Source organism: Sulfitobacter sp. 1A15258, from assembly GCF_043557045.1.
Classification (GTDB): Bacteria; Pseudomonadota; Alphaproteobacteria; order Rhodobacterales; family Rhodobacteraceae; genus Sulfitobacter; species Sulfitobacter faviae.
On the sequence record NZ_JBIFFK010000002.1, the window covers coordinates 41,383 to 66,129 of the forward strand.

General features: G+C 64.8%; 19 protein-coding genes and 1 riboswitch. Of the genes, 9 read left to right on the forward strand and 10 right to left on the reverse strand.

Annotated elements, in window-relative coordinates; translation table 11 throughout:
* Positions 1-3 precede the first annotated feature (3 nt).
* From rodA to ACGYK9_RS04390, 5 genes are all read right to left on the reverse strand, one after another.
* Positions 4-1,143 carry a rod shape-determining protein RodA gene (rodA, locus tag ACGYK9_RS04370; RefSeq protein ID WP_067265296.1) on the reverse strand — a complete coding sequence of 380 codons (1,140 nt, stop codon included), beginning with the start codon at positions 1,141-1,143 and terminating at the stop codon, positions 4-6.
* On the reverse strand, positions 1,140-3,089 hold the full coding sequence (gene mrdA / locus ACGYK9_RS04375) for a penicillin-binding protein 2 (RefSeq protein WP_067265293.1): 1,950 nt from the start codon (positions 3,087-3,089) through the stop codon (positions 1,140-1,142). The genes rodA and mrdA overlap by 4 nt, the downstream gene beginning before the upstream one ends.
* A gap of 15 nt (positions 3,090-3,104) precedes the next feature.
* Positions 3,105-3,644: a rod shape-determining protein MreD gene (locus ACGYK9_RS04380; RefSeq protein ID WP_067265291.1), complete on the reverse strand. Its 540-nt coding sequence runs from the start codon at positions 3,642-3,644 to the stop codon at positions 3,105-3,107.
* On the reverse strand, positions 3,641-4,543 hold the full coding sequence (gene mreC, locus ACGYK9_RS04385) for a rod shape-determining protein MreC (RefSeq protein WP_067265288.1): 903 nt from the start codon (positions 4,541-4,543) through the stop codon (positions 3,641-3,643). Before mreC ends, ACGYK9_RS04380 begins: the two co-directional genes overlap by 4 nt.
* Positions 4,544-4,614: 71 nt before the next feature.
* Entirely contained in the window at positions 4,615-5,661 is a 1,047-nt protein-coding gene (locus ACGYK9_RS04390; protein WP_040700660.1) for a rod shape-determining protein, read from the reverse strand.
* Positions 5,662-5,850: 189 nt separating this feature from the next.
* On the opposite strand from ACGYK9_RS04390, the gene ACGYK9_RS04395 reads away from it, so the two are divergent.
* Positions 5,851-6,432 carry a VOC family protein gene (locus ACGYK9_RS04395; protein WP_067265286.1) on the forward strand — a complete coding sequence of 194 codons (582 nt, stop codon included), beginning with the start codon at positions 5,851-5,853 and terminating at the stop codon, positions 6,430-6,432.
* A 213-nt stretch (positions 6,433-6,645) separates the two neighbouring features.
* On the opposite strand, the gene ACGYK9_RS04400 is transcribed toward ACGYK9_RS04395, so the two are convergent.
* Positions 6,646-8,214: a 2-isopropylmalate synthase gene (locus tag ACGYK9_RS04400; RefSeq protein WP_394412575.1), complete on the reverse strand. Its 1,569-nt coding sequence runs from the start codon at positions 8,212-8,214 to the stop codon at positions 6,646-6,648.
* 296 nt (positions 8,215-8,510) lie between these two features.
* Between ACGYK9_RS04400 and ACGYK9_RS04405 the strand changes: the two genes are divergently transcribed.
* Positions 8,511-9,179: an SDR family NAD(P)-dependent oxidoreductase gene (locus ACGYK9_RS04405; protein WP_394412572.1), complete on the forward strand. Its 669-nt coding sequence runs from the start codon at positions 8,511-8,513 to the stop codon at positions 9,177-9,179.
* Positions 9,173-10,702, forward strand: a complete 1,530-nt coding sequence (locus ACGYK9_RS04410) for a cryptochrome/photolyase family protein (protein ID WP_394412569.1) — start codon at positions 9,173-9,175, stop codon at positions 10,700-10,702. Before ACGYK9_RS04405 ends, ACGYK9_RS04410 begins: the two co-directional genes overlap by 7 nt.
* Here the strand turns inward: ACGYK9_RS04410 and ACGYK9_RS04415 are convergent.
* Positions 10,699-12,135 (reverse strand): nitrilase-related carbon-nitrogen hydrolase, encoded by a 1,437-nt coding sequence (locus tag ACGYK9_RS04415; protein WP_394412566.1) that lies wholly within the window; start codon positions 12,133-12,135, stop codon positions 10,699-10,701. The two genes, ACGYK9_RS04410 and ACGYK9_RS04415, sit on opposite strands and share 4 nt — an antisense overlap.
* Before the next feature lie 205 nt (positions 12,136-12,340).
* On the opposite strand from ACGYK9_RS04415, the gene ACGYK9_RS04420 reads away from it, so the two are divergent.
* Together ACGYK9_RS04420 and gltX are read left to right on the forward strand one after the other, a co-directional pair.
* Entirely contained in the window at positions 12,341-13,885 is a 1,545-nt protein-coding gene (locus tag ACGYK9_RS04420) for an MORN repeat-containing protein (RefSeq protein WP_394412563.1), read from the forward strand.
* Between the two features lie 65 nt (positions 13,886-13,950).
* Positions 13,951-15,288 carry a glutamate--tRNA ligase gene (gene gltX, locus ACGYK9_RS04425; RefSeq protein WP_394412560.1) on the forward strand — a complete coding sequence of 446 codons (1,338 nt, stop codon included), beginning with the start codon at positions 13,951-13,953 and terminating at the stop codon, positions 15,286-15,288.
* Positions 15,289-15,396: 108 nt separating this feature from the next.
* Here gltX and ACGYK9_RS04430 read toward each other — a convergent pair whose 3' ends face one another.
* On the reverse strand, positions 15,397-15,987 hold the full coding sequence (locus ACGYK9_RS04430) for a gamma-glutamylcyclotransferase family protein (protein WP_394412557.1): 591 nt from the start codon (positions 15,985-15,987) through the stop codon (positions 15,397-15,399).
* A 101-nt stretch (positions 15,988-16,088) separates the two neighbouring features.
* Positions 16,089-16,175: riboswitch (glycine riboswitch) on the forward strand.
* Between the two features lie 149 nt (positions 16,176-16,324).
* Between ACGYK9_RS04430 and gcvT the strand changes: the two genes are divergently transcribed.
* The 3 genes from gcvT to gcvP all read left to right on the forward strand — a co-directional run bounded on the left by gcvT (position 16,325) and on the right by gcvP (position 20,793).
* The gene (gcvT, locus tag ACGYK9_RS04435) at positions 16,325-17,458 is read left to right on the forward strand and encodes a glycine cleavage system aminomethyltransferase GcvT (RefSeq protein ID WP_394412554.1); all 1,134 of its coding nucleotides are present in this window, start codon (positions 16,325-16,327) and stop codon (positions 17,456-17,458) included.
* A 21-nt stretch (positions 17,459-17,479) separates the two neighbouring features.
* Positions 17,480-17,839 carry a glycine cleavage system protein GcvH gene (gene gcvH / locus ACGYK9_RS04440; RefSeq protein WP_067265267.1) on the forward strand — a complete coding sequence of 120 codons (360 nt, stop codon included), beginning with the start codon at positions 17,480-17,482 and terminating at the stop codon, positions 17,837-17,839.
* A 107-nt stretch (positions 17,840-17,946) separates the two neighbouring features.
* The gene (gene gcvP / locus ACGYK9_RS04445; protein WP_394412551.1) at positions 17,947-20,793 is read left to right on the forward strand and encodes an aminomethyl-transferring glycine dehydrogenase; all 2,847 of its coding nucleotides are present in this window, start codon (positions 17,947-17,949) and stop codon (positions 20,791-20,793) included.
* Positions 20,794-20,827: 34 nt separating this feature from the next.
* Here the strand turns inward: gcvP and ACGYK9_RS04450 are convergent, their stop codons facing one another.
* Both ACGYK9_RS04450 and ACGYK9_RS04455 read right to left on the reverse strand, forming a co-directional pair.
* Entirely contained in the window at positions 20,828-23,359 is a 2,532-nt protein-coding gene (locus tag ACGYK9_RS04450; RefSeq protein WP_394412548.1) for an ABC transporter permease, read from the reverse strand.
* A complete protein-coding gene (locus ACGYK9_RS04455; protein ID WP_394412545.1) occupies positions 23,356-24,024 on the reverse strand; it encodes an ABC transporter ATP-binding protein in 669 nt (222 codons plus the stop codon). The genes ACGYK9_RS04450 and ACGYK9_RS04455 overlap by 4 nt, the downstream gene beginning before the upstream one ends.
* A 50-nt stretch (positions 24,025-24,074) precedes the next feature.
* On the opposite strand from ACGYK9_RS04455, the gene ACGYK9_RS04460 reads away from it, so the two are divergent.
* Positions 24,075-24,731, forward strand: a complete 657-nt coding sequence (locus tag ACGYK9_RS04460) for an arylesterase (protein WP_394412542.1) — start codon at positions 24,075-24,077, stop codon at positions 24,729-24,731.
* The last annotated feature ends 16 nt before the right edge of the window (positions 24,732-24,747 follow it).

Here is a 24,747-nt window from a genome sequence, read left to right on the forward strand (position 1 = left end):
GAATTACCTCGGTCTGTGAACATGCGCCGATTGCACCAAGCCGAAGGCCAGCAGCAGCACCAGCATGGCCGAGCCACCATAGCTCACCATCGGCAGGGGCACGCCGACCACGGGGGCCAGCCCCATGACCATCGACATGTTAACGGCGAAAAAGAGAAAGAAGTTAAGCGCGATGCCAAGGGTCAGCAGGCTTGAGAAGCGGTCCTTGTTCTTCACCGCCGAGGCCACGCAGAACAGGATGATCAGCGCGTAAAGCCCCAGCAGGGAGACGCCGCCGACGAAGCCGAACTCTTCGGCCAATGTGGTGAAGATGAAATCGGTGTGTTTCTCAGGCAGGAAGTTCAGCCGCGATTGGGTGCCCTGCATATAGCCGCGCCCCGACCAGCCGCCCGACCCAAGCGCGATCTTGGATTGGGTGATGTGATAGCCCGCGCCAAGCGGATCTTGGCTGGGGTCGAGGAAGGTGTCGATGCGGCGGTATTGGTAATCTTTCAGCAGTTGCCACGGGGTGCCGCGCGATTGGAAGACGGCAGTGACCAGCCCGATGGCGGCGGTGATGACGGCGGCGAAATAGGCCCAGTGCACGCCCGCGAGGAACATCAGCCCGCCCCCGGCAGTCAGCAGCAGGATCGAGGTGCCAAGGTCGGGCTGTTTCAGCACCAGCGCGGTGGGGATCACGATGATCAGGATCGGCACCAGCACCCAAAAGGGGCGCGAGACCTTTTTGACCGGTAGCCAGTCGTAATAGGCGGCCAGAAACAGGACCAGCGTGATCTTCATCAGCTCCGACGGTTGCAGCCGCATGAAGCCGATGTCGATCCAACGCTGCGCGCCCATGCCGACCGAGCCGAAGAGTTCGACCGCGACCAGCAGCACCAAGGTCGCCCCATAGGCCACGCCCGACAGGTTGCGCCAAAGCCAGATCGGCACCATCGCCACGGTGAACATGATCGCCATGCCCATGGCGAAACGTTTCATCTGCGGTTCGGCCCAGGGCGAGAATGACCCGCCCGCAACCGAATAGAGCATCAAAAAACCGACGCCTGCGACACTGGTCAGCAGGATCGCCAGCGGCCAGTTCATAAAGAGGATCTTGCGCAGCCCTGTGGGGACGGATTTGACCGTATGCTCCAGATAGCTCATGCCTGATCCTCCCCCTCCAGATTGGCGGTGGTCTCGGGCGTGGTGTTGCGCAATTCCTCTTGCTGGGTGGCGATGCGGCCCCGGTCGGACTTGGGGTAGGCTTCGAGCGGCGGCTCGCCGCCCGCCATGGCCTGCAACATCACGTCGCGCGCAATCGGGGCTGCGGCTGTCGAGCCGCCGCCGCCGTGCTCCACCAACACGCAGGCTGCGTATTTCGGTTTGTCATAGGGCGCAAAGCAGACAAAGAGCGCGTGGTCGCGGCGTTCCCACGGCAGGTCGGCGTTGCTGGTCACGCCGCGGGCGCGTTCGGCGGCGGTGATGTTGCGCACCTGACTGGTGCCGGTCTTGCCCGCCATGCGCATGGTGTCATCGATGATCCGGCTGCGATAGCCGGTGCCGCGGCGGTCGTTCACCACATCGTACATCGCCTTGCGCAATTGGCGCAGGTTGTTTTCGTTCAGCCCCATCGGTTCGCCCGCGCCGCTGGGTTGCTCAACCCCGTCGATGGATTTGATCAGCCGCGGCGTCACCGCGCGGCCCGTGGCGATCCGCGCGCTCATCACCGCCAATTGCAGCGGGGAGGAGAGGGTGAAACCCTGCCCGATAGAGGCGTTGACCGTGTCACCCACGACCCAATCCTCACCCCGGGCCGAGCGTTTCCACTGTTTCGTGGGCGCCAGCCCGCCCGCGACCGAGGACAGCGCCAGATCATGTTTGATCCCAAGACCAAAGCGGTTCGCCATGGCGGTGATTTTCTCGATCCCGACTTTTACGGCCAGATCGTAGTAATAGACGTCGCAGGATTGTTTCAGCGAATGTTGCAGATCGACCCAGCCGTGGCCCGCGCGTTTCCAGCAGTGGAACCGCCGCCCCGCGACTTCCAGATGGCCGGGGCAATAGACCGTCTCATCGGGGGTGACGATGCCCTCTTCGATGGCGGCAAGCGCCACGATCATTTTGAAGGTCGAGCCGGGCGGGTAGGTGCCCTGTATGGGTTTGTTCACCAGCGGGCGGTATTTGGAATTGAGCAGCGGGTTGTAATCCGCCGAAGAGATGCCGCCGATAAAGAGGTTCGGGTCGTAGCTGGGCGAGGACGCAAGCGCGGCCAGATCGCCATTCTCGCAGTCGATGATGACCACGGCGGCGCTTTCCTCGCCCAGACGGGCCTGCACATAGCGTTGCAGATTGGCGTCCACGGTCAGTTGCAGATCGGCCCCGGCCTGCCCCTCGCGCCGCTCCAACTCGCGCATCACGCGGCCCGTGGCGTTCACCTCTACATGTTTGGTGCCCGCCGCACCGCGCAGCAGGTTCTCGGCGCGGGCTTCGACGTTGATTTTGCCGATTTGAAAACGCGGGATGCGCAGCACCTGATCGGGGTTCTCCAGCGCGTCGAGGTCGGCTTGGCTCACCCGGCCTACGCGGCCCACCACATGGGCGAAATCCGCGCCGCGCGGGTAGACGCGGGTCAGGCCCACTTCGGGCGTGACGCCGGGCAGGGCGGGGGCGTTGACGCTGACCTTGCTCACGACTTCCCAACTCACGTCATCAACGATGGTGACGGGCAGGAAGGGGGCAGAGCGCGACATTTCGGTCATGGCGCGCTCGCGGGTCTCCTCGTCGATCTCGATGACTTGGGCGAGCCGCTCCATCACGGCTTCCACGTCGCCCGCATCTTCGCGGACCATGACGATCCGGTAGGAGGGCACGTTATCGGCAAGCTGTATGCCGTTGCGGTCGAAAATCTCACCCCGGGCGGGGGGGATCAGGCGGATGTTGATGCGGTTCTCTTCGGCCAGCAGGCGGAACTGGTCGGCCTGATCGACCTGTAGATAGCGCATGCGCGCGGCCAGCCCGCCCATGAACAGCAGCTGCGCCCCGCCCAAAAGGGCGGCGCGACGCGTCAGGCGCGTGTGGGTTGCATCATTGTCGGCGCGGCTTCGTCTCATCTCATCGCTCCCCGATCACACCCGTTTGCCAAGCGCATCCAGATCGCCCGGCGCGGTCTTGCGCACGCCCATGATACCATGGGTCACCGCCACGATCAGCGGATAAGCGAGCGTTGTCAGTGCCAATTCCGTGAGGTTCAGCGTCAGCGAAGGCGTCGGCACCAGCGCAAGGCTCAGCAGAATTCGGTTGGCAAAGATCACCATGGTCAAGATCACCGCCACGGTCAGCCATTCGGCGGCAAAGCTTGCATCCCGCAGATGCCGCCCGCGCGATTTGAGGTTCTCGACCCCGATCAAAGCCAGCACCGCCCAAAGGCCGGGCGGGCGTTGCAACAACAGATCCGCCAGCAGAAAGACCAGCGCCAGAAAAAGCGAGGGCACATATTCAGGCCGTCTGAGGCCCCAAGCGCAGGCGAAGCCCAGCAGCAGGTCTGGACCGGCCCAAGCGCGCGGGGTCGTCTCAAGCGGGAGAAGGTGGAAAAACAGGATCACCAGCGCCAACGCGACAAAGCTCAGGCGCATGACCCAAAGGCGGCTGCGCGACAGATCGGTCATGGCTGCACCCCGACCGGCGCTGCCGGATCGGCCAAGGGGCCGTCGGAGGTGATGACATGGGCGGTGTCCGGCACGGTTTCATTGCCGTGATGGCGCAGGACGCGCAGGAACTCGAGCCGCTCGTAGTCTGCCGCCAGCCGCACGCGCAGCCGCCCGCCCGGATCGGCGGCGACCTGACCGATCAGGATGCCCGCCGGGAACACGCCGCCATCGCCAGAGCTGATCACCCGGTCGCCGGGACGGACCAACTCGCGGTTCTCGATGAAATCCAAGGGCGGCGCGGCGCTGTTGTCGCCCGCCACGATGGCGCGTTGGCCCGAAGGCTGGATCGTCGCCGGAATGCGGCTTGAGGCATCGGTCAGCAGGATCACCCGCGCGGTGTTCTTGCCCACGCCGGCGATGCGGCCCACAAGGCCGATGCCGTCCATCGTAGCCCAGCCTTCGACCAGCCCGTCGCGCGCGCCGACGTTGAGCAGCACCGACTGGCGATAGGGCGAGCCGCTGTCGGCCAGCACCGTGCCGGTGATGAAGGTCAGCCGCGGGTCGAGCCGCACGTTGTTGAGGTCCAGCAGCCGGGCGTTCTCTTGTTCAAGTTGCAGCGCGGCCTCTTTCCACGCCTGCATCTGCCGCAGCTCCGAGCGCAGCTCGCGGTTCTGTTCGCTCAGGCGCTGGTAGCTTTGGAAATCGCGTAGCAGGTTGATGGTGCCGGTGACCGGGGCCATGGCCCAGTCGAGGTTGGGCACGAAACGATCCGTCACCTGCGCGCGAAAGCGTTCAACGCGGGGGCTGTCGATCCGCCAGAGCAGGAAGATGCCGGTCAGCGCCAATACCAGCACGACCAGCAGCAACCGCCGCAGCGGGCCGGTGAAATCGCTGGAACTGGAACGGTCCTTGGCCATCTGTGCCGAAACTCCCACCCGGTCAGGCGGGGCGTCTTCGCCGCGTGCCGGGTCTGGCTAACTTGCCAGTGTTAACTGTCGTAGTCGATCGCGTGGCGCAGCTGTTTCTCGTATTCCAGCGCCTTGCCGGTGCCGAGGGCCACGCAGTTGAGCGGCTCATCCGCGACCGAGATCGCAAGGCCTGTCTGCTCGCGCAGCGCCAGATCGAGGTCGCCCAGAAGCGCGCCGCCGCCCGTGAGCATGACGCCGCGGTCAACGATGTCGGCGGCCAGATCGGGCGGCGTGGTCTCCAGCGCGGTCATCACCGCCTCGCAGATCTGCTGCACCGGTTCGGCCAGCGCTTCGGCGATCTGGGCTTGCGTGACTTCGATCTCTTTCGGAACACCGTTCAACAGGTCGCGGCCGCGGATCTGCATCGAGGTGCCGCGCCCGTCGTCGGGCATCCGCGCCGTGCCGATGGAGGTCTTGACCCGCTCGGCCGTGGTCTCCCCGATCAGCAGGTTTTGCTGGCGGCGCAGGTAGCTGATGATGCCCTCGTCCATCCGGTCACCGCCGACACGGACCGAGCGGGCATAAACGATGTCGCCCAGCGAGAGCACCGCGACTTCGGTCGTGCCGCCGCCGATGTCGACGACCATGTTGCCTGTGGGGTCGGTGATCGGCATCCCCGCGCCGATGGCCGCGGCGATGGGCTCGGCAATGAGTCCGGCGCGGCGCGCGCCTGCCGACAGCACCGACTGGCGGATCGCGCGTTTCTCCACCGGGGTGGCGCCATGCGGCACGCAGACGATGATCTTGGGCTTCGAGAAGGTCGAGCGCTTGTGTACCTTGCGGATGAAGTGCTTGATCATCTCCTCGGCGGTGTCGAAATCCGCGATGACCCCTTCGCGCATCGGGCGGATCGCCTCGATGCTGCCCGGGGTGCGGCCCAGCATGAGTTTCGCATCCTCACCCACGGCGAGCACTTTCTTGACACCGTCCTTGACGTGATAGGCCACAACCGAAGGTTCGCTCAGCACGATGCCCTTGCCCTTGACGTAAACCAGCGTGTTCGCGGTGCCGAGGTCGATCGCCATATCAGAGGAGAACAGGCCGCGGAATTGATCGAGGATGGACATAGAGTAGCGGAGCCTTGCAACTATTCGGACAGGCCCGCCTGCATGGGTCCACGCGCGGGCTATTGGCTCTTATAGGGCGCACGGGGTCAGGGTGAAAGGGGCAAGACCGCAAAGGTGGCGCGATATTGCCGCCGCGCTATCATAGAGCGGAATATTTAGGGCGCAGCACAGGCGGAGGACGGCGATACCATGCAGAAGATACAGACACTTGGGGTGCATCACATCACCCTCACCGGGGCGGACCGGCAAAGCTCGATCGACTTTTGGGAGGGGGTGTTGGGGATGCCTTTCATTTTTGACCAGCCCAATCTGGATGACCCGGACGAGGGGCATTTGTATTTCGATCCCGGCGATGGTCGGCTGATTACGATCTTCACCAATGAGAACCGCAAGCGGGTGCACAACCGCACGCCGATGGACCCGGGCTGCGTGCATCATCTGGCCTTCGAGGTGGACCGCGCGATGTTCGATCAGGTGCCCGCGCGGTTGGAGGCGCGGGGCATCGGGCATTCCGGCGTGAAGGACCGCGGCTTCATGCATTCGATCTATTTCAAGGATCCGCTGGGGCTATTGATCGAACTGGCTTGCTACACTTTCATCCCACCGCGCGGGTCGAGCCATGCCGAGGTGATGCTGGAGGCCCACAAGCTGCGCGTGGCGGCGGGGGATGATCATATCCAGCGCCAGCATCTCGCGGATGCAGTGGTGAAGATCGTAGAGCGGGGGCAGGCGTCGCTGAGTGACGATCGTGGGGCGAAGAATCCGTATTGAAGTTGCCACCGGGCCCGGAATCAAGCCGCAGGCGCCGGGCATCGCCTGCCCGCCCGGACGGGTAGGCGATTTGGTGAGGCTGGGCGTAACCTCGCGAGCGCACATCATGGTTGAGCCATAAAGTGGCACCGAGGTGGCGTTGGATCGCCAACCCGCGGGCAGGCGATGGCCCTCACTGCAAATAAATAGGGCGGGGTTACCCCCGCCCTCCGATCAACTCACATCTTTATAATTAATCTCGCGCTTGTCCGTGCCGCCCTTCTCGCGCCGCACCAACAGGCGGTTCAGCGCGTGGATATAGGCCCGGACACTCGCCACCACGGTATCGGTATCCGCCGACTGGCCGGTCACGATCCGGCCCTCTTCCTCCATCCGCACGGAAACCGTCGCCTGCGCGTCGGTGCCTTCGGTTACCGCATGCACCTGATAAAGCTGCAACCGCGCAGAATGCGGCACCAGCGCCTTGATGCAGTTGAACGCCGCATCGACGGGGCCGTCACCGGTCTGGTTCGTGGTCTGCTCCGCACCGTCGATCTCAAGCACCATGTCGGCGGTCTGCGGGCCATCGGTGCCGCAAACGACCTTGAGCGATTTCAGGCGAATGCGGTCTTCCTCGGGGTCCGTCGCGGTGCGCATCAGCGCAATGAGGTCATCCTCGTAGATTTCCTTCTTGCGGTCGGCCAGTTCCTTGAACCGCACGAAAACGTCCTTGAGCTGGTTGTCGCCCAGTTCAAACCCGAGGTCTTCGAGCTTGGAGCGCAGCGCGGCGCGGCCCGAGTGTTTGCCCATGACGATGTTGGTCTCGGTCAGGCCCACGTCCTCGGGGCGCATGATCTCGAAGGTCTCGGCGTTCTTCAGCATGCCGTCCTGATGGATGCCGCTTTCGTGCGCGAAGGCGTTCTTGCCGACGATGGCCTTGTTGAATTGCACGGCAAAGCCCGACACGGCGGCGACACGGCGCGAGATGTTCATGATCTTGCGGCTGTCGATGCGGGTCTCATAAGGCATGATGTCGTTGCGCACCTTCAGCGCCATGACGACCTCTTCCAGCGCGGTATTGCCCGCCCGTTCGCCCAGACCGTTGATGGTGCATTCGATCTGCCGCGCGCCAGCCTCGACGGCAGCGAGGCTGTTGGCCGTCGCCATGCCCAGATCATTGTGGCAATGGGTGGCAAAGACGATCTCGTCCGCACCTGGCACGTTTTCCAGAAGCTTCGCGATCAGATCGGCGCTCTCGCGCGGGGCGGTGTAGCCCACGGTGTCGGGAATGTTGATCGTCGTGGCACCCGCCTTGATGGCGATCTCCACCACCCGGTAGAGGTAGTCAAGCTCGGTCCGCGTGGCATCCATCGGCGACCATTGCACGTTGTCGCAGAGGTTGCGCGCATGGCTCACCGTCTCATGGATGCGGTCGGCCATTTCGTCCTTGGTGAGGTTCGGAATGGCGCGGTGCAGGCGCGAGGTGCCGATGAACGTGTGAATGCGCGGCTGGGCTGCGTGTTTCACCGCTTCCCAGCAACGGTCGATATCGCCCAGTTGCGCCCGGGCAAGGCCGCAGATCACGGAATTCTGGCTCTGCCGCGCGATCTCGGACACCGCCTTGAAGTCGCCCTCTGAGGCGATGGGAAAGCCGGCCTCGATGATGTCGACGCCCATCTCGTCCAAGAGCGAGGCGATCTCAAGCTTCTCGGCATGGGTCATCGTCGCCCCGGGGGATTGTTCGCCATCCCGCAATGTGGTGTCAAAGATCAGCACACGGTCCTGTTTCGTCATATCTGTCATCCTGGGTTCTTTCTTTGCTGGTATCCTTGGCGCGCGACACATCCCTCTGAGCGGGCGCGCCGAAGGGCACGCTCAGAGGCGGATTAGGTGCAGCAAGTTGGCGCGCAGCAGGCCCGCGCAGTTGCGCGGCAGGGTCGGGATATGGACGGCCTGTGTCATGGGAGTAGTTATACGCCCGTCTTTTCAAATGAAAAGGGGGTGTTGCGGCTTTTGTTTGCCCCTGCGTCAGCGCCGCCTATCTGCCTATAAGCAAGGGAGATCAGGATGCAGCGACAAGCGATACCATGGGCGGCGTCATGAGCGCACGGGTGCTGGTAATTGGGGCCAGCGGCGGGATCGGCGCGGCGCTAAGTGCGGCGTTGCGTGCGCGCGGCGATACGTTGACGGCCCTGTCCCGCACGGGCGATGGGCTGGACCTGACGGATGAGGCATCGGTCAATGCCGCGCTGGAGGGGCTGAGTGGCCCTTTCGACGCGGTGATCGTCGCCACCGGCGCGTTGGAGATCGACGGGGCCACGCCAGAGAAATCGCTGCGTGCCGTCACGCAAAAGGCGATGCTGGATCAATTCGCGCTGAACGCGGTCGGCCCGGCGCTGGTGCTGCGCCACGCAGCAAGGCTTTTGCCCCGCGACAGGCGGGCGGTTTTCGCCGTGCTTTCGGCGCGGGTCGGCTCCATCGGGGACAACCGTCTGGGCGGGTGGATCAGCTATCGCAGCGCCAAGGCGGCGGTGAACCAGATCGTGCATACCGCCGCGATCGAGCTGACGCGCTCCCATCCGCAGAGCATCTGCGTCGCGCTGCACCCCGGCACGGTCGAGACGCTCTTTACCGAGAAATACCTTGGCCGCCATCCCGCCGTCCCACCGGAAGAGGCGGCGGGCAATCTGTTGCGGGTGATCGACGGGCTGACCCCGGAGGAGAGCGGCGGGTTCTTTGACTGGGCCGGAAAGGCGGTGCCGTGGTGAGCCGTTTGATCTTGGTCTTAGGCGATCAACTCTCGCTAAACCTGTCGTCCCTGCGCGAAGCGGATAAGGCGCGCGATGTGGTGGTCATGGCCGAAGTGGCGCAAGAGGCGGAATATGTCCGCCACCACCCCAAGAAGATCGCGCTGGTCTTTGCCGCGATGCGCAAGTTCGCGCGTGCGTTGGAGAAAGACGGCTGGACGCTGCGCTACACTCCCTTGGACGATCCCGAGAATGCGGGCTCAATCGTGGGCGAATTGCTCCGCCGTGCCGAGGAAACGGGCGCGGGTGAGGTGATTGTGACCGAGCCGGGGGAGTGGCGGCTGATCAACGCGCTGACCCACGCGCCGATCCCCACCCGGCTTTTGCCGGACGACCGTTTCATCGCCAGCCGCAAACGGTTTGAGGATTGGGCCGAGGGGCGCAAGGCGCTCAGGATGGAGTATTTCTATCGCGAGATGCGCCGCGAGACGGGGTTGTTGATGGAGGGCGACGACCCCGCAGGCGGCAAGTGGAATTTCGACCACGACAACCGCAAACCTCCGAAAGAAGGGCTGGATATACCTGACCCGCTGACCTTCGCCCCAGATGCCGAGGTGCAGGCGGTGCTCGGGCTGGTGGCGGCGCGCTATGGCGACAACTTCGGCGATCTGCACCCCTTTGACTTTGCCACGACGCGCGCGGAAGCCTTGCAGGTGCTGGCGCATTTCATCGCCCACGCCCTGCCGCGTTTCGGCGACTATCAGGACGCGATGCTAGGGGGGCAGCCCTATCTCTTTCATGCGCTGATCTCACCTTATCTGAACCTCGGGCTGCTGGACCCGTTGGAGGTCTGCCGCGCCGCCGAGGAAGCCTGGCAGGCGAGAGACGTGCCGATCAACGCCGCCGAAGGGTTCATCCGCCAGATCCTCGGTTGGCGCGAATATGTGCGCGGCATCTATTTCCTCGAAGGGCCGGACTATGTGGCGCGCAACGTGCTGCGCCATGACCGGGATCTGCCCGGCTTCTACTGGGGGGCCAACACGCAGATGAATTGCCTCCGGCAGGCGATTGGCCAGACCCAGAAACACGCCTATGCCCACCATATCCAACGATTGATGGTGACGGGCAATTTCGCCCTGCTGGCCGGGATCGATCCGCATCAGGTGCATGAGTGGTATCTGGAGGTCTACGCCGACGCCTATGAATGGGTCGAAGCGCCCAACACGGTGGGCATGAGCCAATTCGCCGATGGCGGGGTGATCGCCTCAAAGCCCTATGTCTCCTCCGGGGCCTATATCAACCGCATGTCGGATTACTGCAAAGGGTGCAGCTATAGCGTCAGCACCAAGGCGGGGCCGAAGGCCTGCCCCTTCAATCTGCTCTACTGGCATTTCCTTGACCGCCACCGCGAGCGGTTTCAGGGCAATATGCGGATGAAGAACATCTATGCCACTTGGGACCGTATGGACGCCGACCGGCGCGAGGCGGTTCTGCGCGATGCGGATAAATGGTTGCAGCGGTTGGACGCGGGCGAGACGGTCTAGGCCGTCGCTGCTTTCAAACGCGGGCCGGGAACGGCTGGCCCCTTGCGCGCCTTCGCCGCCGCGATCCGCCCTGCAAGCCTCTGCGCGCTCTGCGGCGCGTGGCCCGCCGCCACGCAGTCATCAACGTTGCCGCCGTCCTCCAGCAGGATGCGCAGGATCGCGTCCTCTGCACGGGCCTTTTCCGTGTCGGGGGAGGAGGCCGGGCTGGGCGCCGGCCCCTGCATCCATGCCCGCACCGTATTGCTGCGCCAGTCGCATAGCGCTTGCACCTCGGTTTGGTAAAGGTCTTTGACCGGGTTGAAATCCCCCGGCAGGGCCACAGTCCCCATGGCGGCGGCGGATTTGTTCTGTGCCGTCAGCAGCATCTCCCCCGCGTCTTCGGCCAAGGCGTGCAGCATCAGGCCGCGCAGGGGAGGGGTGAGCGTCTCGGTGCTGACTTCTGCCCCGAGCGCGGCCAGTTCATCCCGCAGTGCGGCGTGCAGATTGTCCGACAGCGGCACGTCAATCTGGCGGACATTCTCGGCCCCCAAGGCATCCCGCGCAATCGCCGCCGCGAGCGCGGTGTCGTTCCCCTCGGCCTGTTCGATCAGCACCTTGGAAGCGCCGGTTTTCGCAACATAGTCCCGCAGCCCCACGACCAAGGCGCGGTAGTCCCGTTCCAGCGCCTCCGGCTGCGGCGCGAAGGCGCTTTCCACGATCCGCCAGCCCTCCGGCCCGCGCTCCAGATCGACATGGGCAAACGCTGTGTCGAAGGCGGGCATCTGCAATGCCAGCTTGCCGCCGGGGTTCAGCGCGAATGTGGCGCCGTCGAAAACGGTCTCACCCTCGCCGCCGGTCATGTTGAGGTGGATCACCGGCAATTCCGTCTCGATCACCCGCGCGACTATGTGGTTGAGGCGCCGCTCCATCGCGCCACGCAAATGGGGCGCGGCATGGGGGATCAGCAGCAGTTCGGCCCCCGTCTCGGCCTGCGTTTCGGCCACGTCGCCCGTCTCACCATCCGCGCCGATGGGAGAGCCGATGCGCAGCCCCGCCACCGCATAGGGGCCGCTGATCGGGCCGGGATCGAAGGCCGCGCGCGGGCAGGGCGCGTGTTGCAGCACCCTTTGCGCGATCTTTCCACCTTGCAGGATAAGGTAAGCGTTGTGGAGCTTGCCCGCCGCGACCCACGGCGCGCCAAGTGCCAAGGCGGGGCCATCAGCACAATGCGCGGCCAGCGCTTCAAGTTGGGCCAAGACATCGCGCTGAAAGGAAGGATTTTGCGACAGTCCTTGCGCGTCATGTCCGGTCAGGAAGAGTTCGGGCAGGGCGACCATCTGCGCGCCTGCGTTGCGCCCAGCCTGCCATGCGTCGCGGGCCAATGCCGCGTTTCCGGGCAGATCACCGGCGGTGGGGTTCAACTGCCCGAGGGTGAGGCGGAAACGGTCTGACATGGCAAGGCCCCGGGCTGGCTGGCATCGGGTGGGTCTAGCAGATCGGACCGGGGGCGAAACCCCCGTGCGCAGAGCTGACCCGCAGCACCGGGTGCGCGGGAACCGCCCAAACCGGCGTGCCCCTCTTGCAAACACGTTGCCTCTGCCCTCTATCACCCGTAACCTCGGGCCAAATGCCACTTAACGAGATCGGGAATTTCCGCCCATGTTGCATCGCAGCCTGCCCCTCTGTCTGATCGCCCTTCTGGCCACGCCGCTTGCGGCGCAGGACGGGCAGGTGCTGACCAAGGAATATGACGACGGCGGCATCTATGAGGGCACCTTTCAAGGCGGTCTTCAGCATGGCACCGGCACCTATAAGCTGCCCAATGGCTATGAATACTCCGGCGAATGGGTCGAGGGGGAGATCAAGGGCGAAGGCGTCGCGCGTTTCCCCAACGGATCGGTCTATGAGGGCAATTTCGCCAAGGGCAAGCCTGACGGTCTGGGCAAGATCACCTTTGCCGATGGCGGCACCTATGAGGGCGAATGGGAAGCAGGCGCGATCATGGGGCAGGGCGTGGCGATCTACGCCAATGGCGTGCGCTATGAGGGCGCGTTCCGCAACGCCAAACACCACGGTAAGGGCGTGATGCAAAGCCCCGGTGGCTATGAATACAAGGGCGATTGGGTCGATGGCGTCAAACAGGGCGTTGGCACGATCACCTACCCCGATGGCGCGGTCTATGAAGGTGAGATCGAAGCCGGCAAACGCAGCGGCGAAGGCATGCTGACCATGCCCGACGGGTTGGTCTATGTGGGCAAGTGGAAAGACGGCCAGATCGACGGCACCGGCACGCTGACCCAACCCAATGGCGACGTCTACGAAGGCACGCTGGTCGCGGGCCGCCGTGAGGGCAAGGGCAAGGTCACCTATGAAAACGGTGACACCTATGAGGGCGATTTCAAGGATGACCGCCGCGACGGGCAGGGCACCTTCACCGGCACCGATGGCTATGTCTACACCGGCTCTTGGGTGGCCGGGCAGATCGAAGGCGAGGGGCAGGTGACCTATCCCGACGGGTCGGTCTATGTCGGCACCTTCCGCAATGATCTGGCCGATGGCACGGGCAAAATCACCTATCCCGATGGCTCGACCTATGAAGGCGAATGGGTCGCCGGGGTGATCGAGGGCGAGGGCATCGCCACCTATACCAACGGCGTGGTCTATGAAGGCGCGTTCAAGGACGCCCGCAACCACGGCCAAGGCGTGATGACCTATGCCGATGGCTACCGCTATGAGGGCGGCTGGCAGGACGGCCAGCGCCACGGGCAGGGCAAAGCGACCTATCCCGATGGCACCGTTTACGAGGGGGCCTTTAGGAACGGCCAGCGCCACGGTCAGGGCAAGATCACCATGGCCAGCGGTTTTGTCTATGAGGGCGAGTGGACCGAGGGCGAGATCGAAGGGCAGGGTGTTGCGACCTATGCCAATGGCGATGTTTATGAGGGCACCTTCAAAGCGGGCAAGCGGCAGGGCAGCGGCACCATGCGCTATGCCAGCGGCGAGGAAGCCTCGGGCGAATGGGAGAATGGCGCGCTGAGTGATGAGGCTGGCGAGGCCGAAGCCTCGGAAGCGGCGGACGCGGCTTCGGAAGAGGCTGGCGGTGAAGAAGCGGCCACCGAAACACCCACGTCCGAAGACAGCACCGGCGCGGATACGTCAGAGGCCACGCCCGCGCAGACCGGCACCGCAGCAGACGGGGGCTGACCCCCGCCTTTGCTGGACAACGCCCGCGCCCTGTGGCAAGCCCGCGCGCAACAGGAGTACGCCAGATGTCCAACCCCACAATCACCCGTTTCGCCCCGTCCCCCACTGGCTATATCCATGTGGGCAACCTGCGCACCGCGCTGATGAACTACCTCATCGCGCGCAAGGCGGGCGGCACTTTCATCCTGCGCATCGACGACACCGATCCTGAGCGCAGCAAGGAAGAATATGTCGACGGCATCAAGCAAGACCTCGAATGGCTGGGTCTAGAGTGGGACCGGGTCGAGCGTCAGTCCGAGCGGCTGGACCGCTACCACGCCGCCGCTGAAGACCTGCGCGAGAAGGGCCGTTTCTATGAGGCGTTCGAGACGCCGACGGAGCTGGACCTCAAGCGCAAAAAACAGCTCAACATGGGCAAGCCGCCGGTCTATGACCGCGCCGCGCTGAACCTCTCCGACGAAGAGAAGGCGGCTCTGCGTGCCGAACGTGGCGACGGTGTCTGGCGCTTCAAGCTGGATCACGAGCGCATTGAATGGGACGACGGTATCCTCGGCGATATCTCCATCGACGCGGCCTCGGTCAGCGATCCGGTGCTCATTCGCGGCGATGGGCAGATCCTTTATACTTTGGCAAGCGTCGTGGACGACACCGAGATGGGCGTGACCCATGTGGTCCGCGGCTCGGACCATGTGACCAACACCGCCACGCAAATCCAGATCATGCAGGCGCTTGGCAATGGGCCGGTGCCCTCCTTCGCGCACCACTCCCTGTTGACCGGCCCGCAAGGCGAGGCGTTGAGCAAACGGCTCGGCACGCTGGCCCTGCGCGACCTGCGCGAGCAGGGGGTGCAGCCCTTCGCGCTTCTGAGCCTGATGGCACGGCTCGGGTCCTCTGATCCGGTGGAACTGCGCACAGATATGGCAGAGCTGATCGACGGCTTCGACATCAACCGCTTCGGCTCGGCTCCGACGAAATTCGACGTGGCCGACCTCTTCCCGCTGACTGGGCGCTACTTGCAGCAATTACCGCTGGAGGCCGTGAAAGACGACATCACAGCGCTTGGCGTGCCTGAGGATAAGGCCGCGCAATTCTGGGCCGTGACGCGCGAGAATATCTCGACCCTGAAAGACCTCGGCCCCTGGTGGGCCATGTTCCGCGACGGGGCGGATCCGGTGATTGCCGAGGAAGACCGCGAATTCGTGGCGCAGGCCATGCTGCTGCTGCCCGAAATGCCTTTCGATGAGACCACTTGGTCCAGCTGGACCGCAGCGGTCAAGGAAGCCACGGGCCGCAAGGGGCGCGGGCTGTTCCGGCCATTGCGTCTGGCGCTGACGGGGCAGGAGCATGGGCCGGAGATGGCGCAGGTGATGCCGCTGTTGCAGGTGGTGAAGGCGCACGGCTGATTGGCGGGCTTGGGGGCTTGAGGAAACCTCCCGGGGGCGCTGCCCCCGGACCCCCGAGGGTATTGGAGAAAGGATGAAGGAAGTTTTTGGGGGGCGTGTTTTCGGTCCTTAGAAGTTCCTTGCGGCGAAGGTTGTTTCGGCGCGTTCTTTGATCTGCACTGATAGGCGTTCCATGTGGTGGTCGACCACGGCGGTTTCCGCCTCTGTCAGCGTTTGGTGGCGCGGGTAGAGCGGGGCTGCGCGGTCATCGAGGATGGGCGTGTCCCAGCCGTCGGTCGTGTCGAAAAAGCGCACCGCGCCCTCGGTGCCGAATTCGCGCAGGAAGCCTTGGACCACCACATCGAGATAGCTGAGCAGGATGACGTGATCGCCGTGGGTCACCGCGATGTCGGCGGGGATGGCGTAATGAGCGATGTCGGGGGCGGGGGTCAGGTCATGCACCACCGCGCCGCCTGAGGCGTGGCGTTCGTAGCTGTATTCGCGTTTGTCCAGCGCGGCCCAATCCGCGCCCGGGACGGCGGCGATCAGCCCGTCGATCCGGGTCTCGGGGTGCTGCACCACGGAAAGGTAGACGATATCGCGCCCCTCGGTGCGGACCCATTGGCGGCGCCATCCGTCGAGCTGCGCCGGGCGGGCGTCGGGGTAGCTATGGGTGTTGCGGTTCACGAGGCTGCCGTAGCCAAAGAAATAGGGGGTCATGTGGGGTGCTTTCCATCTGCCGTGTTGCCGGTAGGAAAACATGTGTCGCATCCGCTCACAAGCATGCTTGACGCAGAGGTATGCCCCAGCATACGAAAGGCCCAATCGTCACGGGAGAATCGGTTAACACCGATGCCGAAGGAGCAACCGCCCCGGAAACTCTCAGGCCCCAGGACCGTGATGTGACCAAGACTCTGGAGAGGGGCGCGGATGCGCACGCCGAAGGGATAACGATCTCAGGCGGAAGGACAGAGGGGGCATCAGGCGCAGCATTTGCGGCGCCAAGGTGCCGGCATGGTCAAAAGGTCATCCGGAAGCGACAGGAAAGGCGAACCGGATGAGCGATCTCAAGCAGACGGCATTGCATGATTTGCATGTGGAATTGGGGGCCAAAATGGTGCCCTTTGCGGGCTATTCCATGCCCGTGCAATACCCCTTGGGCGTGATGAAGGAACATCTGCACACCCGCGCCGCTGCCGGGTTGTTCGATGTGGGCCACATGGGGCAGGTCGTCGTTCGCGCGAAGTCTGGCAGTTATGAGGATGCGGCCTTGGCGATGGAGCGGCTCGTGCCGGTCGATGTGCTGGGCCTTGGGGAGATGCGCCAGCGCTATGCCATGTTTACTGATCCCAATGGCGGCATTTTGGACGATTTGATGTTGGCCAATCTGGGCGATCATCTGTTTGTCGTGGTGAATGCCGGCTGCAAGGATGATGACATCGCCTTGATGCGGGAGGCCCTGTCGGACAGTTGCGAGATTGAGGTGCTGGAGGACCGCGCGCTGCTGGCGCTCCAGGGGCCGCAGGCCGAGGCAGCGCTGGCGCGGTTGCAGCCCTCGGTGGCGGATATGAAATTCATGGATGTGGCGCGGGACGTCGATCTTGATGGGATCACCGTCACCCTGTCGCGCTCGGGCTACACCGGGGAGGATGGCTACGAGATTTCCGTCGCCAATGGTGACGCGGTGGCGCTGGCGCAGAAGCTTTTGGCGATGGAGGAGGTCGAACCGATCGGCCTTGGGGCGCGGGACAGTCTGCGGCTGGAAGGCGGGCTTTGCCTTTATGGTCACGACATCGACACCACCACCACGCCGGTCGAGGCGGCGCTGAACTGGGCCATCCAGAAGGTGCGGCGCGAGGATGGCGACCGCGCGGGCGGCTTCCCGGGCGCGGGCGTGATCTTGCAACAATTGGCCGACGGCGCGCCGCGCAAGCGCGTGGGGTTGCTGCCCGAGGGGCGTGCGCCGATGCGCGAGGGGGTCGCCATTTATGATGCCGCCGAGGGCGGCAACGAGATCGGCCGCGTGACCTCGGGCGGCTTTGGTCCGACGGTTGGCGGCCCGGTTGCCATGGGATATGTCAGCGCCGAGCATGCAAAGGTCGACACCGCGCTCTGGGGCGAGGTGCGCGGCAAGCGCTTGCCACTGACTGTCACGAAAATGCCGTTCGTCGCGGCGAACTTCAAACGCTGAATCTACACAGGGAACTCCATTATGAAATTTACCGAAGAGCATGAATGGCTGCGCGTCGAGGGTGACGAAGTGGTCGTGGGCATCACCAATCACGCCGCCGAGCAGCTGGGCGATGTCGTATTCGTGGAACTGCCCGAGGAAGGCACCACCGTCAGCAAGGACGACGAGGTCGTCGTGATCGAATCCGTCAAGGCCGCCTCGGACATCCTCGCGCCCATCGATGGCGAGATCACGGAAGTGAACGGCGCGCTGACCGACAACCCCAGCATGGTCAACGACGACCCGCAGGGCGAGGCGTGGTTCTTCAAGATGAAGGTCTCTGACGCCAGCCAGATGGACGACTTCATGGACGAAGCCGCCTATCAGAAATTCATCGGCTAAACCGCCGCGCGCGCCGGGGGACCGGCGATGCTGATCACCTGCGTCGCCCCATGGGCGGCGCGCCACAAACAGGGGGCGCCCTGCCGCGCCGTGACGAGGAACCCGACATGAGCTTCAAGCCCACCGATTATCTGCCCTATGATTTCGCCAATCGGCGTCACATTGGCCCGTCCCCTTCCGAGATGTCTCAGATGCTCGACACCGTGGGCGCCGAGAGCCTTGATGCGCTGATCGACGACACGTTGCCGAAAGCAATCCGCGCGAAAGAGCCGCTGGATTTCGGCAAGGCGATGAGCGAGCGTGAAGTGCTTGAGCACATGCGCCGCGTGGCGGGCAAAAACAAGGTCCTGACCAGCCTGATCGGTCAGGGGTATCACGGCACCGTCACGCCTCCGGCGATCCAGCGCAACATCCTAGAGAACCCGGCATGGTACACGGCCTATACGCCCTACCAGCCCGAGATTTCCCAGGGCCGTTTGGAAGCGCTTCTCAATTTCCAGACCATGGTGAGCGACCTCACCGGGCTTGAGATCGCCAATGCGTCGCTGTTGGACGAGGCCACGGCCTGCGCCGAGGCGATGACGATGGCGCAGCGCGTGTCGAAGTCGAAAGCCAAGGGGTTCTTCATCGATCGCGACTGCCACCCCCAGAACATCGCCGTGATGAAGACCCGCGCCGAGCCTCTGGGCATCGAGGTCATTATCGGCGACCCGGACAAGATGGAGGCCGACAAGGTCTTCGGCGCGATCTTCCAGTACCCCGGCACCTATGGCCATGTGCGCGATTTCACCGAACACATGACCGCCCTGCACGAGGCCAAGGCTGTGGGCATCGTCACCGCCGACCCGCTGGCGCTGACCTTGTTGAAGGAACCGGGTGCGATGGGCGCCGATATCGCCGTGGGCAGCACGCAGCGCTTCGGCGTGCCCGAGGGCTACGGCGGGCCGCATGCCGCCTACATGGCCTGCAAGGATTCCATGAAACGCGCCATGCCGGGGCGGATCGTCGGTGTCTCCATCGACACCCATGGCAACCGCGCCTACCGTCTGTCGCTGCAAACCCGCGAGCAGCACATCCGCCGCGAGAAGGCGACCTCGAACGTCTGTACCGCGCAGGCGCTCCTGGCAGTCATGGCCTCGATGTATGCCGTGTTCCACGGGCCGGAGGGGCTGAAGGCCATCGCGCAGCGCATCCATCGCAAGACCGTGCGTCTGGCCAAGGGGCTGGAAGCTGCTGGCTTCAAGGTCGACCCCAAGGCCTATTTCGACACCATCACCGTTGACGTCGGCCCCCTGCAGGCGGCGGTGATGAAATCGGCGGTGGACGAAGGCATCAACCTGCGCCGCGTGGGCGAGACCCGGGTTGGCATCTCGCTCGACGAGCGCACCCGCCCCGACACGATCGAGGCCGTCTGGCGTGCCTTTGGCATCCGTCAGTCCGACGACAACTTCGAGCCAGAGTACCGTCTGCCGGATGCGATGGTGCGCACCAGCGACTACCTCACCCATCCGATCTTCCACATGAACCGGGCCGAAACCGAGATGATGCGCTACATGCGCCGTCTTGCGGACCGTGACCTCGCGCTCGACCGCGCGATGATCCCGCTCGGGTCCTGCACCATGAAGCTGAACTCCGCGGCCGAGATGATGCCGGTGACATGGCGGGAGTTCTCGCTTATCCACCCCTTCGTGCCTGCCGATCAGGCGCTCGGCTATCAGGAGATGATCGACGATCTGTCCGACAAGCTGTGCGAGATCACCGGCTATGACGCGATCTCCATGCAGCCGAACTCCGGCGCGCAGGGCGAATATGCAGGGCTTCTGACCATCGCCGCCTATCACCGCGCCAAGGGCGAGGGGCATCGCAATATCTGTCTGATCCCGATGAGTGCTCATGGCACCAACCCTGCCTCGGCGCAGATGGTGGGCTGGAAGGTCGTGGTGATCAAGACCGCCTCCAACGGCGATATCGACCTCGACGATTTCCGCGCCAAGGCCGAGCAGCACAGCGAGAACCTCGCCGGCTGCATGATCACCTATCCCTCGACCCACGGCGTCTTCGAGGAGACCGTGCACGAGGTGACCAAGATCACCCATGACCACGGCGGGCAGGTCTATATCGACGGGGCCAATATGAACGCTATGGTGGGGCTGTCGCGCCCCGGCGATCTGGGTGGCGACGTGAGCCACCTGAACCTGCACAAGACCTTCTGCATCCCGCATGGTGGTGGCGGCCCCGGCATGGGCCCCATTGGCGTCAAATCGCACCTGATCGCGCATCTGCCGGGCCACCCGAACGAGGAAGGCGCCGCCGTCTCCGCGGCACCTTACGGCTCTCCCTCCCTGCTGCCGATCTCATGGTCCTACTGCCTGATGATGGGCGGGGACGGTCTGACGCAGGCGACCCGGGCGGCGATCCTCAACGCCAACTACATCGCCAAGCGGCTCGAAGGGGCTTACGACGTGCTCTACAAAGGCCCCTCTGGCCGGGTGGCGCATGAATGCATCATCGACGTGCGCCCCTATGAGGAGACGGCGGGGATCACCAACGAGGATGTCGCCAAGCGTCTGGTCGACTGCGGCTTCCACGCGCCCACGATGTCTTGGCCGGTGGCAGGCACGCTGATGGTGGAGCCGACGGAGTCCGAGACCAAGGCCGAGTTGGACCGTTTCTGCGATGCGATGCTGGCGATCCGCGAAGAAATCCGCGAGATTGAGGAAGGCCGCATGGACCGCGCCAACAACCCGCTTAAGAACGCGCCGCATACGGTGGAAGATCTGGTGGTGGAATGGGGCGACCGGCCCTACAGCCGCGAGCAGGGCTGCTTCCCGCCCGGTGCCTTCCGCGTCGACAAGTACTGGCCCCCGGTCAACCGCGTTGACAACGTGCATGGCGACCGGAACCTGATCTGCACCTGCCCGCCGCTGGAGGATTACGCCGAAGCGGCGGAGTAAGGCTCAGACCCAGAAACCATCTAAGGGCGCGGGATCATTCCTGCGCCCTTAGCATATCCGCGGGCCGGGCGTTCAGCGCCTTCAGCGCAAAGCCCAGACCGGCCAGCACCGTGGCCAAGACGCCGCCCGTGATGATCAGCAGCGCATTGGGCCAGACCACGGCGAAATCAGTCTCCATAACAAAATGGCTCACGGCCCAACCGCCGGTGATTCCGGCCAGCAGCGCCACCGCCCCGGCAAAGAGACCGAGCAGCGCGGCGCGCAGCACAAAGCTGGTGGCGATGGCGCGGCGCGAGGCGCCCATGGTTTTCAGCAGCGCCGCCTCATAGCTGCGCGCGCCGGTGCCTGCGGCGGCGGCCCCGATCAGCACCATGAACCCCGTCGCCAGCGTGGCCAAGGCGCCAAAGGAAATGGCAGAGGCGAGCCCACCCAGCACCGCCGCGACGCCGTCGATCGCATCGCGCACGCGGATGGCTGTGATGTTCGGGTATTCGCTTGCCAGATCGCGCAGGATGGCCGCTTCGGCCTCGGGTTCGGCATAAACGGTCGAGATGAAGCTATGCGGCGCACCGGCGAGGGCTGCGGGGTTCATGGTCAGCACGAAACCGATCCCGGCGGTCGAGAAATCGACCTCGCGAAAGCTGGTGATCGTGCCGGTGATGTCGCGGCCAAGGATGTTGACGCTGAGCGTGTCGCCCAGCTCCAGCCCGATCTCTTCGGCCTCTTCGGCGGCAAAGCTGATCTGCGGATCGCCACTGTAATCCTGCGCCCACCATTCCCCCGCCGTGATCCGCGTGTCTTCGCCCGGCTGCGCGGCATAGGTCACCCCGCGGTCGCCGCGCACGACCCAGTGATCGCCCGCGACCTCACGCGCGGGGCGTCCGTTGATCTGGGTGATCACGCCGCGCAGCATCGGGGCGCTTTCGATGCGCGACACGGCTGGATCGCCCTCAAGCCGGGCGGTATAGCCGGGCATCTGGTCTTTCTGGATGTCGACGAAAAAGTAGGAGGGCGCCACGTCGGGCAGGTTGCCCGAGATTGCCCGGCGCAGGTTGCCGTCGATCTGCCCCACGGCAGCCAGTACCGAGAGGCCAAGGCCAAGCGCCAGCACCACCGCCGACGCCCCTTCGCTGGGGCCGCCGATGGCCGCCAGCGCCCACCGCAGGCGCGGATGGCCCCGCGCCCGGCGGGCCGTCGCACGGGCCAGCAGACGCAAGAGCGCCGCCGCCAGCGCGAGCACGGCGAGCGTCACGGCCAATCCGCCCAACGTCCAAAGCGTGAGCGACCACGAGCCGTTGAACCAACCCGCCAGCGCAAGCAGAGTGGCCAGCAGCAGCGCCATCGCGACGAGGTAGGGCGCGGCGGGCCAAGGTGATTGCCGTTGCCAATCGTCGCGGAACAGGGTCGCGGCGCGGACATCGGCGCTGCGCGCGAGCGGCCAGAGGGTGAAGAGAGCAGCGGTCAGCAGCCCGTAGAGCGCGGCCTCAATCAGTGGGGCGGGGTAGATGGTGAAACGCGCGGGCAGGGGGAGGCTTGCCTCGATCAGCGGCGCGAGCAGCAAGGGCAGCCCCGCTCCGATCAGCAGGCCAAGGCCGACCCCGACCATGGCCAGAATGCCGACTTGGATGAAATAGGTCTGAAAGATCGTTGCGCGGGATGTCCCCATGGCGCGGAAGGTGGCGATGACGGCGGTTTTGCGTTGCAGATAGGCCCGTACCGCTGCCGCCACGCCGACCCCTCCGACGGCAAGGCCCGAGAGCCCGACGAGCACCAGAAAGGCGCTTAGCCGTTCGACGAAACGCGCCACGCCCGGCGCGCCGTTGCGCGCGTCGGTCCAGCGCATCCCGGCATCGGCAAAACGCGCCTTGGCCTCTGCTTCGAGCGGGGCGAGGGCGGTGCCTTGGGGCAATTCGAGACGGTATTTGCTGTTGAAGAGCGTGCCGGGGACAAGCAGGCCGGAGCCTTCAAGTGCCGCGCGTTTGACCAGTGTGCGGGGCCCAAGGGAAAAGCCGCTGGCGGCGGAATCCGGTTCGCGTTTGATCAGCGCGGTCAGGGTGAACTCCGCCTCGCCAAGGGCGAAAGTGTCACCGGGGGAGAGGGCCAGCCGATCCGCCAGCGCCCGCTCCATCACCGCGCCGGGCAGGGCGGTGGCCTCGGGCGAAAGGGCATCTTCCAACGGCAGGGCGGGGTCCAAGACCATCTCGCCGATCAGCGGATAGAGGTCGTCGACCGCCTTGACCTGCGTGAGCGCGCGTTCGGAGGTCTCGCCCGCGCCGGTGACGGCCATGGAGCGGAACTCGACGATCTCGGAGACGCGCATGGCGCGTTCGGCCATCCAGTCGCGCTCTTCGGGGGTGGCGAAACGGTAGGTGAAATCCAGCTCGGCATCGCCGCCAAGAAGGGCCGCGCCCTCGGCCTCCAACCCGGCTTCGATCGCCGCGCGGACAGTCCCGACAGCGGCCAGCGCGGCCACGCCAAGCGCAAGACAGGCCAGCAGCAGGCGAAAGCCGCGCAGGCCGCCGCGCATTTCCCGACGGGCGAAACGGGCGGCAAGGCGCAGGCTCATGCGAGGCGCCCGTCGCGAAGTTCCACCACCCGGTCGCAGCGCTGCGCCAGATCATCGGCGTGGGTGACCAACACCAGCGTCGCGCCATGGCGGTCGCGCAGTTCAAACAGCAGGTCCATGATCGCGGCCCCATTGCGGCTGTCGAGACTGCCTGTCGGCTCATCCGCCAAAAGGATCGCGTGGCGGGGTGCTGCGGCGCGCGCGAGTGCCACGCGCTGTTGCTCGCCGCCCGACATCTGCGCGGGGTACTGGTTGATCCGGTGGCCCAGCCCCACGGCCTCAAGCTCGGCCCGGGCGCGGTCAAAGGCGTCATCGGCGCCGGAAAGCTCCAGCGGGGTGGCGACATTCTCAAGCGCGGTCATGGTGGGGATGAGGTGGAAGGACTGGAAGACGATCCCCATACGCCCCTGCCGGAACTGGGCCAATCCGTCCTCGCGCAACGCGCTGAGATCATGGCCAAGAGCCATCACCGTGCCGCCGGTGGCGCGCTCCAGCCCGCCCATGACCATCAGGAGCGAGGATTTCCCCGACCCGGAGGCGCCGGTCAGCGCGATGCTCTCCCCTTGCTGGACCTGCAACGAAATGCCGCGCAGAATATCGACGGGGCCGGCATTGCCCTCGAGGCTCAGCGTGACATCTTGAAGGTCATAGACAGGGTCGCTCATCGGGTCGCCTTTGGCTTGGGATACGTGATGGATATGGAGGTCCGCGAAGGATGCGCAAGGTATTGATCTGTTTTGCCTTTATTTTAGGCAGCGCGGCGCAGGCCGAGGAGGTGGTGATCGCAGCCCTCGGCGACAGCCTGACCCAAGGCTACGGGCTGCCCGCCGAGGAAGGGTTCGTGCCGCAATTGCAAGACTGGCTGGATGCCGAGGGGGTCGAGGCCAAGATCCTCAACGCGGGCGTGTCGGGCGATACAACGGCAGGTGGGCTGGCGCGGGTCGACTGGACGCTGACGCCCGAAGTGGACGCGATGATCGTGACGCTGGGGGGCAACGACCTGCTGCGCGGGCTGGACCCGGCGCAGGCGCGCGGCAACATCGACGGCATCCTTGCCGCTGCGGAAAAGGCGGAGGTGGAGGTGCTCTTGGTCGGCATGAGCGCGCCGGGCAACTACGGGGCGGGGTATAAGGCGGATTTCGAAGCGCTCTACCCCGATCTGGCCGAGGCTTATGACACGCTCTTCTACCCGGACTTCTTTACCGGCCTGCTGGCCGAGGAAAAGAATGCCGCCAGCGCGCGGAGCGAGACGGTGCAGCGCTATTTCCAAGGCGACGGCATCCACCCGAATGCCGAAGGGGTGGCGCTGATCGTGGAAGACATCGGCCCTGCGGTGGCAGAGCTTGCCGCCCGCGCCGCCGAGCGCCGCTAACAAAAACGGACGCCGC